The sequence below is a fragment of the Ruegeria sp. CJ3 genome, from assembly GCF_056536725.1.
Genome location: NZ_JBQFQE010000003.1, coordinates 374563 through 387598 on the forward strand (window position 1 = coordinate 374563; position 13036 = coordinate 387598).

The 13036-nt window shown below is 53.6% G+C and carries 16 protein-coding genes; 11 read left to right on the forward strand and 5 right to left on the reverse strand.

Features of this window, described 5'->3' with window-relative positions; genetic code table 11:
- Window positions 1-11 precede the first annotated feature (11 nt).
- Complete coding sequence (locus tag ACR0J1_RS07615) at window positions 12-1025, forward strand: fatty acid desaturase (RefSeq protein WP_480731923.1); 1014 nt, start codon at window positions 12-14, stop codon at window positions 1023-1025.
- Here the strand turns inward: ACR0J1_RS07615 and ACR0J1_RS07620 are convergent.
- The 5 genes from ACR0J1_RS07620 to ACR0J1_RS07640 all read right to left on the reverse strand — a co-directional run bounded on the left by ACR0J1_RS07620 (window position 1017) and on the right by ACR0J1_RS07640 (window position 6010).
- Window positions 1017-1265 (reverse strand): ParB N-terminal domain-containing protein, encoded by a 249-nt coding sequence (locus tag ACR0J1_RS07620; RefSeq protein ID WP_480473583.1) that lies wholly within the window; start codon window positions 1263-1265, stop codon window positions 1017-1019. The two genes, ACR0J1_RS07615 and ACR0J1_RS07620, sit on opposite strands and share 9 nt — an antisense overlap.
- A gap of 74 nt (window positions 1266-1339) precedes the next feature.
- Entirely contained in the window at window positions 1340-2029 is a 690-nt protein-coding gene (locus tag ACR0J1_RS07625) for a hypothetical protein (protein WP_170670427.1), read from the reverse strand.
- A complete protein-coding gene (locus ACR0J1_RS07630; protein WP_170670428.1) occupies window positions 2029-2166 on the reverse strand; it encodes a hypothetical protein in 138 nt (45 codons plus the stop codon). Before ACR0J1_RS07630 ends, ACR0J1_RS07625 begins: the two co-directional genes overlap by 1 nt.
- 1430 nt (window positions 2167-3596) lie before the next feature.
- The gene (locus tag ACR0J1_RS07635) at window positions 3597-4766 is read right to left on the reverse strand and encodes a hypothetical protein (RefSeq protein ID WP_480731926.1); all 1170 of its coding nucleotides are present in this window, start codon (window positions 4764-4766) and stop codon (window positions 3597-3599) included.
- Window positions 4767-5641: 875 nt separating this feature from the next.
- On the reverse strand, window positions 5642-6010 hold the full coding sequence (locus ACR0J1_RS07640; RefSeq protein WP_480731927.1) for a DUF3768 domain-containing protein: 369 nt from the start codon (window positions 6008-6010) through the stop codon (window positions 5642-5644).
- Between the two features lie 583 nt (window positions 6011-6593).
- Here ACR0J1_RS07640 and ACR0J1_RS07645 point away from each other — a divergent pair.
- The 10 genes from ACR0J1_RS07645 (at window position 6594) to ACR0J1_RS07690 (ending at window position 12823) form a co-directional block, all read left to right on the forward strand.
- A complete protein-coding gene (locus ACR0J1_RS07645) occupies window positions 6594-7913 on the forward strand; it encodes a tyrosine-type recombinase/integrase (RefSeq protein WP_480731929.1) in 1320 nt (439 codons plus the stop codon).
- On the forward strand, window positions 7910-8494 hold the full coding sequence (locus ACR0J1_RS07650; protein WP_480734501.1) for a hypothetical protein: 585 nt from the start codon (window positions 7910-7912) through the stop codon (window positions 8492-8494). The genes ACR0J1_RS07645 and ACR0J1_RS07650 overlap by 4 nt, the downstream gene beginning before the upstream one ends.
- Before the next feature lie 108 nt (window positions 8495-8602).
- Window positions 8603-8803, forward strand: coding sequence for a helix-turn-helix transcriptional regulator (locus tag ACR0J1_RS07655; RefSeq protein ID WP_480731932.1), 201 nt, complete (start codon window positions 8603-8605; stop codon window positions 8801-8803).
- Between the two features lie 120 nt (window positions 8804-8923).
- Window positions 8924-9283 carry a hypothetical protein gene (locus ACR0J1_RS07660; protein ID WP_480731934.1) on the forward strand — a complete coding sequence of 120 codons (360 nt, stop codon included), beginning with the start codon at window positions 8924-8926 and terminating at the stop codon, window positions 9281-9283.
- A 100-nt stretch (window positions 9284-9383) separates the two neighbouring features.
- Window positions 9384-9599 (forward strand): transcriptional coactivator p15/PC4 family protein, encoded by a 216-nt coding sequence (locus ACR0J1_RS07665; protein WP_480731936.1) that lies wholly within the window; start codon window positions 9384-9386, stop codon window positions 9597-9599.
- Complete coding sequence (locus tag ACR0J1_RS07670) at window positions 9596-10453, forward strand: toprim domain-containing protein (protein ID WP_480731938.1); 858 nt, start codon at window positions 9596-9598, stop codon at window positions 10451-10453. The genes ACR0J1_RS07665 and ACR0J1_RS07670 overlap by 4 nt, the downstream gene beginning before the upstream one ends.
- Entirely contained in the window at window positions 10450-11973 is a 1524-nt protein-coding gene (locus ACR0J1_RS07675) for a YfjI family protein (protein ID WP_480731939.1), read from the forward strand. The genes ACR0J1_RS07670 and ACR0J1_RS07675 overlap by 4 nt, the downstream gene beginning before the upstream one ends.
- On the forward strand, window positions 11970-12338 hold the full coding sequence (locus ACR0J1_RS07680) for a hypothetical protein (RefSeq protein ID WP_480731941.1): 369 nt from the start codon (window positions 11970-11972) through the stop codon (window positions 12336-12338). Before ACR0J1_RS07675 ends, ACR0J1_RS07680 begins: the two co-directional genes overlap by 4 nt.
- Window positions 12331-12540 carry a hypothetical protein gene (locus tag ACR0J1_RS07685; RefSeq protein ID WP_480731943.1) on the forward strand — a complete coding sequence of 70 codons (210 nt, stop codon included), beginning with the start codon at window positions 12331-12333 and terminating at the stop codon, window positions 12538-12540. The genes ACR0J1_RS07680 and ACR0J1_RS07685 overlap by 8 nt, the downstream gene beginning before the upstream one ends.
- Window positions 12533-12823: a hypothetical protein gene (locus ACR0J1_RS07690; protein WP_480731945.1), complete on the forward strand. Its 291-nt coding sequence runs from the start codon at window positions 12533-12535 to the stop codon at window positions 12821-12823. Before ACR0J1_RS07685 ends, ACR0J1_RS07690 begins: the two co-directional genes overlap by 8 nt.
- The last annotated feature ends 213 nt before the right edge of the window (window positions 12824-13036 follow it).

Below are 13036 nucleotides of genomic sequence, written 5' to 3' on the forward strand. Positions count from 1 at the left end.
GACCAAGTAAGTTGCAACCTAAAGACTGGACGCGGGTGCTCGCGCAATACCGTGTGCCCGATGCGAAGCGCAGTGTTTTTGAACTTGCGATCACTGTTGTCCCCTTATTCACGCTATGGGCCCTTACGTGGTTTGCGTTATCATTTAGCGTCTGGATCGCAATTTTACTGGCTGTTCTGAACGCCGGATTTCTGGTCCGCATCTTCATCATTATGCATGATTGTGGCCATGGATCTTTCTTCAAAAACCGCAGCGCATGCAATTGGACCGGCAGGGTTCTGGGTGTTCTTACCGTGACACCCTATGACGTTTGGCGACAAAGCCATGCGATTCACCATGCCTCAACCGGTAACCTTGATCGGCGCGGTATGGGTGACATCCCTACATTGACCATTGAGGAATACTTGGAGCGGAATTGGTTCGGGCGTGCCGCTTATCGTCTGACCCGGAGTCCCGTCTTCCTTTTCGGTGTTGCGCCGATCTATACGTTCTTTGTTCAATACCGCTTACCTGTTGGCTTCATGCGGTCAGGCTGGTTGTACTGGGCAAGTGCGATGGGAACAAACGCCGCAATTGCAGGGTTGTTGGCTCTGATTTTGTGGGCCGGAGGCTTTGAGGTGTTGGCGTGTGTTTTCCTGCCAACCGTGGTTGTCGCGTCGTCAATTGGAATTTGGCTTTTCTACATTCAACACCAGTTTGAACACACGACCTGGGAACGGGAAGAGTGGTGGAATCTTCAGAACGCCGCATTCTACGGAAGTTCTCACTATGCCCTGCCCGGCGTCCTGCGTTGGTTCTCTGGCAATATCGGTGTGCACCATGTGCACCACCTCGCCAGTCGCATACCATTCTATCGGTTAAACGAGGTTTTGCGTGACCATTCTGAGTTGGAAAATTGCCAGCGTATTACTCTGTATGAGAGCCTGCATTGTACACGATTGCATCTTTGGGATGAAAAAAGTCAGCGCCTGCTGACATTTTCCGAGGCTTTGTCGAATGCCAATTCCAACAAGAGTTTAGTGTAGTCTGGCGCGGACCAAATAGGCTTCGACCGTATCACCGCCGAGGGCGCGGATGGCCTCTAGTCGGTGAAGACCTTCAATCAGCACGAACCTTTTGTTGTCAGCGCGTATCTGGATCGGGGTCTTTTGACCGTTCTTCAGGATATCTTCGGCCAGCGTCAGGACTTTTTGCTGATCAAGTGTTTTTGCACGCTTCACAGGTACATAGATCAGGTCGAGCGGGTATGGTTTCTTCTCCAGCATAAGCTACGTGTGCAACCTTTCGTGCATTTGGTACGGTCAGGAACTCTCTTCGGAATCAGGTGCTTGATTTTGCGTCATAGGACCGAACGAACAGCATCACGCAGTTCCTGATGCATAATCCAAGTTGCTGGCTCATCGTCACTTTCGATGTGAGAAAATGCCAGAACCTGCGCGGCGCCATCATTCTGTGCCGATCCGGCTTCGGGAAGTTCGAGCTCCAGATATTCTGCGATCATTAGTCCTATTTTCTTGAAGACCTTGATGGAGGCCTCACGCGATTTGTAACCGGCTGCCTGAGACAAGTGACCAATGGTCAGACCGTCCTTGCCTGCGATTGTAAGTGCTTTGAGCATTGTGACCTGCGCAGGGGTCAACCTGATCTGGCGCAATGCCTCGGCATATTCTCTTTCACTGGGAACGAGTGTGCCGGAGTTTCCCTCCAAACGGCGTTGACCGCTACGCTTCCTGTCCCGTTCTTCGAGAATTTCCTTTAAGGTTTCAATGGCCAATGCCGGTGTTTCACCTACTGCATCGGCAATCATTGCCTGTGTTTTGGCTGGTGGCTTGGGAAATGCGCGCGCAACGCTGTTGCCGCTCAGAATACCAGCCTTAATCAAGTACTTTCCGAACTCTTCTTCGACCACTCCTGATACGTCAGCGTTCCGCGCCTTTCGAACACTGCGGTCCTGAAATGCTCTTTGTTCCAGACCACGAGCTGATGCCTTTGAACCGGGAAGGGTTACTTGAGGGGCATTTTTACGCATCAGAGAAACACCACAACAACTATCGCCGCAACAAACACCACTATCGCGATAATCATCTTTACTCTGTAGGACCAGCGATGCGCCTTTTCGGCTTTGAGCATTTTACCCAAGTTTTCGTCAATCGAGTTATGGTTCACGGCTTGGTCCTTCCGGATATTTCAGGCGGTATTGATTTCCACCAACCTATTGTCGCGGCACATTTTCGGCGCACTTGTCATTCTGTCTCGTGAACGGCCGATTGCATTCCCAACCGTCACCTCTTCGATTTAAGTGAGCGTTGGAAGGGACAAAGATCGCAACACACCTGCCCTGGTTCGCGCGAAAACCACGCTCACACTTCCATCCAGAATATGTGTCAGACGCGAGGTATGCGTGATCGGGAACGATCACGAAGTCACAGCCACCTTCCGTCGCTTTGAACCCTCTCAGACACACCCAGCCGTCAGCGCTTCGCCTGTCAGATAAGCGCCCGTTCTCGGGAACTTCTATTGCAACGCACTCCCGGCCCTCTTTGCGAAAACCCCAGTGGCAATGTGCTTCTTGAGCACCAAATCGTGTTTCGACGAACCCGTTTTCAGGCACAAACACTTCTTCACATCTATCTTCGACACGTTGGAACAAGCGATTGCACTTCCATCGATCTCCGGTCGATGCAAGATATGCGTTTTTAGGAACGGCTATTTCCTCACAAAGATCTCCAACACGCTTGAATCCATGGTTGCATTCCCAACCTGGACCATAGGAACTGCCGGTCAAATGCGCATTTTCAGGTGCGTTTGCTCTTTGACACGATCCGTTCTTGTTTTCGAAACCTTCGTCACAAACCGATCCTTCGGCATTGCCTGCAACTTGGGCAGTAAGCGGCGTACCTGAGAGCAACACCAAAAGTGTCGGGATCAAACAAAGAATGCAGCGCGTAAACACGATGAAAGACTGATTGAAACGGAGCCTGAGACCTGATCTATCGGTCATTAAGCACGCAATTTACGGGCCATGTGCTGTTCATACGGCGCCTTCTTTCCTAGGTCACGCGGTGACAGGGGCATGTCAGGTGACAGTTGCGAATGCTTGCGAGGAACGAGCTCATAGCGAAGACCCCAGCGAAACCCGTTCCAATGCTGGGGCACATGCTACAATTAGTCTGAAGGCCATTGGGTTGTCGCAACCGGCAGCATCGCGGCGACGAGAAAATCTTACCAATGCACACTTGTGGTTCCTAGCCGGTGAAGAGTCAAGGACGCACCCTCGTCACGACACGGCCGCGCAACGAAGCCGAACACTGTTAGAGGAGAATCAAAAGGCGACTTCGTTCGCGACCTGTTTATTGGCCGGTCCATCTTCGCCGCATCGAACATCAACGACCGGTTTGCCCGCCGCGCAGCGGCGTCCGCAACTTCGCAATTGCAGCGATTTTCCCGCTGCGTGCGCGCGCAGCACAAAAATCAAAGGTACAGGTCGGGCTCTTAGCGACCTTAGCCGCATACCGCTCGAATGGCGGCTTCCGATGTGATCACCATCTTCTTCTCAGAACACCATAGGCGGGATGTTACTCCCGCCTAGATATCTATCACTTACGTTTTGTGGGCTTTTTCCATTTAACCTTAAACGGCCGGTAGTTCTTAAACCGCTTGTTATCGGCATAGAAGCGCTTGAACACATTGTTGATCCGGTGTCCAAGTTTGACTTCGGTGCCCTCTCTCTGTGATTGCCATTTCTTAAGGCCAGAGACAATTTTGTTTCTGAGCTTGGTGCCGTCACGCACGCCGAAGATCGTCTGTTCCATCGGCACCTTTGCACAATACTCAAACAGCCGAAAATCATGGTGTTTGTTCAACTCCCGCGACGGGAACAGACAAGGTTCACCCGTTCCAAATTTACGGTAATCAACCTCTTTACCTAGGTAGGGTGGCTTAGTCATGTACCGTCCAAGTTTGCTGAAACTGCCTTCAAGAACGGTTGCCGTTTTGGAGAGTATCGGCAAGTCGGAGATGTTGCTCTTGAAGCCTTTAGCATGATCCATGAGCGCCTTGGGGTCACAAGTATCGTATCCCCAGCAGAGGACGTGAGCATGTAGAGAAAAGAACTTCCCTTTCTGGTCTTTGGGATAGTTTTTCATCGCCTGAACTTCGAGAACGCCAAGGGCGCTCATAGACGTGTAGTTGCGGATTGCTGATTGAACCTTTTGCTTAAACTTAAATACCTGAAACGTGCCGCGTCTCTCGTTGACCATGTTGGCTTCATCAACGAAGGTTATCCAATACACCTTCAGAAGCGGATCTTTCTTGGCTCTGAGATGAAGTTGATGGAGTTGATCAATCGTCAATTCTCCAAACTTTTTCCGCAACTCAAGATCACTGGCTGGCATGTGATCTGCGTAGAGGCCGTTGCGGCCCAACAGCGCATCAAAGTCTGAAATATCAGTTTTTACAAACCTGCGCTTCTCGTAAGAACTGAAAACAGTTTCGCTGTACTTGTCGCAAGTTTCTCTGTGGATTTCTTTGCTGTGAGCCCGGTCATCGTCGAAGCGTGTAACATTATTTTTTAGGCTGAGTTTAGGGTGGGAAGTACTGATATCCTTTAGTGAACTCCCTAAATTAAAGCGTGTATCCCAATATTTAGACTGTTTCTTAGTATTACTCGTTGCCTTACAAGCATTGTCGCTTTTTTCCTTCTCCTGACGCTTCTTCTTCGTTGTTCGAGTAGGCTCAGATTTAGAGTTTTTTTTCTCGGGTCGCATCTTTGGATGCCCTCTTTGAATGGCAGCCACACCTTAGCCAGCGGTTACAAAGGCAACCGTTTAGTTCTGCGCTGAGGCTGGGCTGTTTGATTTGGTGGCAACCGACCAGAGGGAAGGACTTCGTCAATGCTCTGGTCGGCCTCTTGCCGACACGTCTACAAATTTGCTGTTTGCAAGCTTTACAATCTAAACGGATCGGGCGTTAGAAACGTACCTTAGTTCCAGAGCTAGATTTCCAATCTCTTGAAGTGGCGACACATTGGTCAGCCCTTTCTACATCCTGCCCAGTAAACTGGCGGCTTGATTGCGAGATGTAGTTTTGAAGATCGGCGATGGGATAACGGATAGCTTGACCAAATTTCTTCCATTTGGGCCCACTCCCGTTTGATCGGCACTTTCTTAGCCATTGCACCGACATATTGAGATAGGATGCGGTTTGCTTCTCAGACAGAAATGCCGGTGCGACTGCTCCTCTGGGCTTAGTCCGGCAAATTTCCTCTAGTCCCATTTCTGGGTTCAATTTCTTCTCCTGTCTTGGCGTCTTACTGAGACTATCTCGTGCGATTGAAACACTCAGCTTGAGCAACAAGGCAGCTCGGCACTTTAGCTTGTATGACCTAGACTTTACTTTCGCCTACATTGCTCCACCGATGCATACAGTAACTTTGGTAAATATTCTCCTAAGCCGCTGGACGCTGTTTCACCAATTGGAAACTCCGCAGTAGCCCCCGCCTTGGGCTTCTAGAGTATCAACTTCTTTCCGGAAGTACCTGGGAACAAGACTCTGATGATTTCAGTCAAGTTACTAGAAAAGGAGTTTTTGCAAACCTCAAAACGACAAAAGCCAGCTCTCCTTCGAGAACTGGCTAGAAAACTCAATATTCCGTGGACAGCAAAACTGCCATATGCCTTGTCGTCTGCAGCGGGTCCGTCGAATCTGGGGATTCATCATCGAGGTCTTTGTTGTAGTAGTTGATTTCCCAGTCCACCGTTCGGTTGTTCACCTTGATTGAACCCACGTCATGTTCGCCGCCAGATTCTACGCTTTTGTCGCCCGCATCCCCGGCAAGCTGTTTCATGATCGCGTCAACGGTCGCTCTTCCTAGAAGATGGATCCCCATGGAGATCATGACAACCCCGCCTTCACCTGTCTTTCGGAAATGATCGTTCAAAATTCGGTTCTTCTGAGTGGGGGACATATCTGCTGACAGTTTGACATGCGAAGAGATTTTGCTGTCCGTCATGGAAAGCTCCTGTGCTATTGAGATTTTGATTGTTGTGATGAGGTACAGGCAGGCACATCTGCGCATTTTGGGCGCAGCCGTTCTAGTTTTCCGTGCTGTTTTGGAAGTTGCACGCGACAGTCAATTGCCGCTCTGTACATAGTCAGTGTACCAAAAGCTCTTCGAATTGTCAAGAAACACCAAAATAACAATGCCTTACGGCTTTATGAAAAGAGGAAAGTCACGCGTTCAATGAAACGTTTTTCTACACGTTTCTACGTCAATCTATGCCGCGTGGTTGCTAGGTGGTTGCTGTAGGCGCGGAAAAATCTCGCCTATTCTTGCTAACCCTTTGAAAAAAGTGGTGAGCCGTGCAGGATTCGAACCTGCGACCCACTGATTAAAAGTCAGAAACACCATGGACTGTCACGAAAATCGCCTACAGTCTCACCCCGTCGCATCTCGCCGCAAAATTCCCTATGAAAAAGGATATTTCCGACGCTCTCACTGTTGTCCCCTGAGCAACTGGCGTCTAATCTAGTATCAAATCGTATCACTCAATCTCGGGCATTTTGTCCCCCATGAGTCCCCCAGAGGCGAAACTGTGAAGAAAGAGCTTACCAACGCCCACCTTATGAAGCTCAGGCCCCCGACCGATGGGCGGGACGAGATATCGGACACCAAGCGCGCCGGGCTGCGGCTGCGGATTTACCCTGCCCGCGCTGTTTGGATGTATGAGAAGCGCGTGAAGGGCGGCGCGAAGCGCAAACATACGTTTGGCACATATTGCACATGGTCCCCCACTGGTAAGCGCGAGGATGGGGCGCTTGGGCTGGCAGAAGCGCGCGCGTTAGCTCTTGAGATAGAAGCCGAAGCCGCGCGGGGCTTTGACCGCGTGTTGGAGGCGAAGCAGACGCGCAGGGAACAAGAGAGAGCCGCTGCAACGGCCCAGACGCTGCAAGACGTACTGGACGCCTATGACGAACTGCACCTATCCAATTTGAAGCGTCAGGGGGAAAGAAAGCGCCAGCTTGAGGACGCACTGAGAAAACACCTTACCCAACCTATCGGGGATCTGACGCGCGCCAGCCTGCAAAAGCCAATTGACGACAAGGCCAAGGAAGGCAAGTTGTTCATGGCCAACCGGATCAGGGCGGCGCTCAAGCATTTCACGCGATGGGCATGGCGTCGGGAATATCTAGATCAGGATATCGGGGATCGCCTTGAGCGCGCGACTAAAGAGCAAATCCGGGAACGGGTACTCAGCCTCGATGAAATCCGCGCCATATGGAAAAAAACCTATGAACTAGGAGATTTGTGGGGGCCTCCTGTCCGCCTCTTGATGCTGACGGTTCAGCGGCGCACCTCGATCAACAACTTGCGCAAAAGCGAACTGGAACTTTCAAAGGCCAGGTTCAAAAAGGCGACTTCACAGGAAAAGAACGACCGGGGACATATCACCCACCTTTCGGCCCCTGCCCTGTTAGAAATCAGGGCTGTGCTTTCCCGCCAAGAGGCGGCGAAGGCCGAGGCCAGAAAAAGTAAAAAAACGGGAAAGGCTCCTGCTACATCCGCTACATCTGCTACATCAGACCTCTTGTTCACCACAACAGGCCGCACACCAATATCCGGGTGGAGCAAGATGAAAGCCCGACTTGATGAACTGCTTGGCGATGAATTCGAGCCTTGGCGGCTACACGATTTCCGAACCGCGTTTGCAACACACATGGCTGAGCGCGGCATATCGGAGTCTGTGGTGGACCGGGTGTTGAATCACGCCGCTACAGCCTCAAAAGCCAGCGCTGTTGCCCGTGTCTACAATCAGGCTGAATTGCTGGCTGAGCGCGCCGTCGCGCTGGACAAGTGGGCCGAACTAGTAACGCAGGAAAGCGCTGACGTAGTTGAGATTGGTGGTCGATTGTGACGTGGGAATTCGGAAAAAGGCTCAACCGATTGGACAAAATCCGCAATGAGGAAGTTGAGCGCTTCGATAGGGCAGCAAAGATTGCTGAGGAAACTAACTTCGCACATTCGGACCGCAACCACCTGCTTTCTAAGGAGTGGTTCGAGGCATCCGAGGCGTTACTTAAAGAGTGCCGGTTGTGGATATCGAAACAGCCCAGCGGGACCTCGATTGCCGATGAGGGGTTAGCGCGGATCGAAGGGATATTGCACCATCTATCTCAAGGGCTGATGCCCGACCCTATTCGGTTGGCCACACTTAAAGACGGAAATCCAATGTGGCCCGGAGAGAGGCACGATATTGCTATGGCCGTATTCTATGCTCAGGCGGCAAAGCGCGGTGAAATAAGCGACCGAAAGCACAACAAAACTATCAGAAATCTGTACTCAGTCGATGACAGTACAGTCAGGCGATGGATAAGGGGGGCGGATGAGATTTGTGCGAACATTACCCAGCCTGAAGCAAGTAAGTTAAGCAACGCAATTCAAATCGCAGGTCAAAGGTACTCAACACTCCGAACTGGCCGAAAGAACAACCCTTAGTTAAATCAATGCTATAGGCCGGGTATTTTCAACCCCGATAGTACCCTCACTGCATCGTCTGGCAGCACCTAGCCTCAACACGTCGCAACTAACCGCGAGATGTTGAAAATGAACGCAATCACAGCAGACCGCCTTCTTTCGGTGAAAGACACCGCAGCCATTCTTGGTTGCAGTGTCGCCACCGTTTGGCGCAGGGCCGCAGCCGGGAAAATCCCGCAGCCGGTCAAGTTGGAAGGGACCACGCGCTGGTCTGAATCCGAAATCCAAAATCTTGTTGAGGAAGCCAAGGCGCAACGCGCTGCCGCTTAAAACGAAACCCGCGCCATGGGGCAACATGGACACGGGAACATTTCGCTTTATCAGTCTCGGCAACGACTCCAAGAAATGTAACGTGTTCTGACCCATTGCGCAAGCAAGAGGTATCCGAGCATGGAAACCATAACACCAGAAAAACTCCTGAAATCGGCACTGTGGGTCACCAAGTGGCGTGACCTTCCCCCTCAAACCGAGCCCGCCGAATATCAGGTCACGACCGAGGCAGGCGAGATCCGGCAGTTCTGGGTCAGCAAAAATAAGCGCCGTCTTGTTGACGCCCTCATTGATGGCCCTGTGCATTGTGCGAGCCCCTGCCGTTTGAGCCATTTCGTCATGGGGCTTCGTGAGGATCAGGGCCTCAACATCGAAACCGTTTGGTTCGACAACGACCCCAAAGCCGGGCGCACTCGCTGCGGCATTTACAAGCTCCTGGATAGCGTCACCCGCATTGATGGTGGGGAGGCGCGGTCATGAGAACGCGCAAGCTGCAAGCCCGCACCCTCCGCCGCAAGCACGGCCTCTCTGAAACCGCTGCACGTCTGATTGCCGCCCTGCACTATGGGGAGGTCAAGTCGTGAGCATCACCATTCAGAAAAACACTCAGGAAGAAATCAGGATCAGCCGCCAAGACTACAAAGGGCATGACGTTGTTAATGTCCGTGTCTGGTATCTGGCCAAGGATGGGGAAAAGCACCCGACGAAAAAGGGGGTGGCGTTCAGCGCCGCTCTGCTGCCCGAGATTCAGAACGCACTTACCGAGCTTTCCAAGCAGAACGGGGGCGCGCCATGAACGCTGAATCCGTCACATTCAAGCTCGGCGGTGTCTGGCGTAATGGGCGGGGCTCTGCGCCCTGTCCTGTCTGCCAGCCCGAGCGCCGCCGTGACCAAACCGCCCTATCAATCTCGGAGGCCGGGGGCAGGTTGTTGCTGCACTGCTTCAAGTCGAACTGCGATTTTCGGGAAATTGCCGACGCAGCGAATGTGCCGGCCAGTTCGGCGCGGATCGACCCGATAGCACAGTTGGAGGCTGAACAGAAACGCAAGGAATACGAAGCGAACAAGCTCAAGCAAGCCCAAGGCATCTGGGAAGCCTGTCGCAACATCGAGCGCACCAAGGCCGAGGCATATCTACGCGGGCGTGGTATCACCTGTGACCTGCCCCTGTCTCTGCGCTTTGCGCCGGATATCTTTCATAGCCCGACAACCTCATGGTGCATGGCCATGGTGGCTCAGACCACGACCGGCGGCATTCACCGTACATTCTTCGACAAGCAGGGCAACCGGCTTGAGAAAAACGCCAAGATGATGCTGGGGCCGTGTGCTGGTGGCGCTGTGGTGCTGTCACAGGCCATAGGCCCTCTGGTGGTGTGTGAGGGCATCGAAACCGGCTTGTCGCTGCTGTCCGGCCTTCTGGACGGCCCTGCGACAGTCTGGGCCACGCTCAGCACCTCGGGGATGAAAGCCGTGCGCCTGCCGGATCGACCGACGAGCCTGATTGTTGCGACTGATGGCGATGACGCCGGACGTGAGGCCGGTCACTCATTGGCCAGCCGCGCCAATTCCCTTGGCTGGAAAGTATCGACCATGCCCGCACCTGATGGGCAGGACTGGAATGACATTTTGCAAGAAGGGGCAAAGGTATGACAGTGATCCAGCCCAAACCATTCATTGAAGAAGGCCCCCAGCCCTTGCTGCGGGAAATCCCGCGTGGTGATGAGTACCCCGTTGACGCACTGGGGCCGCTCAGGGGCGCTGTTCTGGCCGTTCAGCAAGCTACTCAGGCCCCGGTGGCAATCGCGGCTCAATCGGCCCTATCTGTGGCGTCTCTGGCGGTGCAGGCACATGCTGATGTTGAGACCCTGGCCGGGTATTCACCAACGTCTCTGTACTGCCTGACGGTCGCACAATCGGGCGAACGGAAAAGCGGATGCGATAAGCTGGTGATGAGCGGCTTGCGTGAGTTTGAGCGGGAGCAGACAGCCCAGCATAAAGAGGACATGGCCGAATGGCAGCTTACGCAAAAGCTGTGGACCGCCAAGCGCGACCGGCTGTTGAAAGAGGCGTCCGGGGCAAAGCCAGACAAGGCCGCAGCAGCCGAAGCCGATTTGAAAGCTATGGGGCCGGAGCCCGCGCAACCTCTATCACCGAAGCTGACTGCCTCTGAACCCACGATTGAGGGCTTGGTGAAGCTGTACCTTGTGGGCCAGCCCAGCCTTGGCCTGTTTTCGGATGAGGGCGGCGGGTTTCTTGGTGGCCACGCCATGAACAGCGACAACCGCATGAAAACCGTCGCCGGGCTGTCTAAGCTCTGGGACGGGGAACCGCCGGACAGGGTGCGGGCTGGCGATGGTGCTGTCAGTCTCTATGGGCGCAGGTTGGCGATGCACCTGATGGTGCAGCCGGTCGCGGCAAGGCCCCTGCTATCAGATCCGATTGCATCCGGTCAGGGGTTCTTGGCGCGCTTCCTGATTACTGAGCCCGCCAGCAATATCGGGGCGCGATTGAACCGGCCAAACGCGGATTTAGCGGGATCAGCGAAATTAGCAATGGCCGGACGCCTGAATCAACTTTTGACGCACCCCAAGCCGCTTGATGAGGATAAGCCGCAGGAACTCAAGCCAAGGGCGCTACATCTGTCTGGCGCGGCAAAAGACCTGCTGTTTGAATACTACAGCGCTACAGAGCTTGCACAGGGCCGCGGTGGTGACTTCGAACACGTCAAATCGTTCGCGTCCAAATCTGCGGAGCAAGCCGCGCGGACCGCCGGCGTCCTGACGCTGTGGCACAACCATGAAGCCGCCGAGGTGTCACTTGAGGCCATGACGGACGCCATACAGCTAGCGCAGTTCTATCTAGGTGAAGCCAAGCGGCTGGCAGAGGCGGCAACGATATCAGAGCGGATCGAACAAGCCGAACAATTGCGGCGGTGGATTCTGGATTGCTGGCCGGAACGGGCGCGCGGCCTAAACCGCACCCCTCAAACGCTTCTGCCGGGCGATGTTGTTCAGTATGGCCCCAATGCTTTCCGCGAAACACGCAAGGCCAAGGAATTGCTGAATGTGCTGGTGGAGCACGGTTGGCTGCACCAACTCGAAGCCGGAACCGTGGTTGATGGTGCAAACCGAAATCTCGCGTTTGCAATAGTGATGGGGGTTAGCCGATGACGTTCTTTTTCGATGCTCGGGCGGTAGCTGCAAAAATTCAAAATCAGCAGGCCACCCCTGCTAATCCTGCTAAACTCGCTAAACAGGACACCAAAATCGACCCCCGTTTAGCGGATTTAGCGGTTTTAGCAGCCCCTATCAGCCAAATTGCAAAAAACGAAGATGAGCGGAATCCGCCCATTTCCGAGCCCCCGCGACTGGATGAAAGCCCTGACAAGACGGACGTCGGCGGCAGGCCCGTCACATGGACCGGCAAGATTGTCAGTCTGGATGATTGGCGAAACCTGACCGAATGGGAAAAGCACGGCCCAGACGGGCGGGTGTGGAACGGCAAAACTCAGCAGTGGGAGAAAGCCAATGGATAGGATTCAGATTGACTGCGGTATTGATGCCAGCGAACCGAACGAGGGGGAACAGATTTACCTTGTCTCGCTCAATCAGGATGGTGCTGAACTCACGCTCTGGGACGGCCCCAGTTACGGCAGGGCATTGCTTGAGGGGCAATTGTGTTCTGCAGGCTTCGGGTTGCCGTTGGTGAATGCAGCGGGCGGTGAGCCCAATGGATAGCCCGCAATACCTGCCGCCTGACGAATCCAAGAACCTACTGGCCGGTATCCTGCTGGATTTTGCAGAGCAAGGGGCTGAGGAACTGGGTAAGTACCTGCTCCACATTGGGTTCGATATCTCGGCCATATCCAGCACCGAGGATTTGCTGCCCGCGTTCTTTGGTCACTACAGGATCGGTCAGGGCACCTATGACACCGACCGGGCGGCGCGTGACCTTCTGACATGGCCCCCGATTGCAGCTGAGGTTTTCAGGTTGATGGAAAGCCGGGGTTTAGCCAAATGATTTGTGAGCGCGTTGAACAGGCCCGTATAGGCGATTTCAATACTCAGGGCCGCGAATGGGTCATGGTGGCTGGGCAGCGTATCGTGCTTGATCGAACCCCCTGCAACTTTGGCGGCAGTCGCGCTTGGTTCCTTTGTCCGTCATGTGGGCGGCGCTGCGGTGTTCTGTATCCCGTGCAATGTCGGGTGTGTCTCGGGCTTCGATATGCTTCCG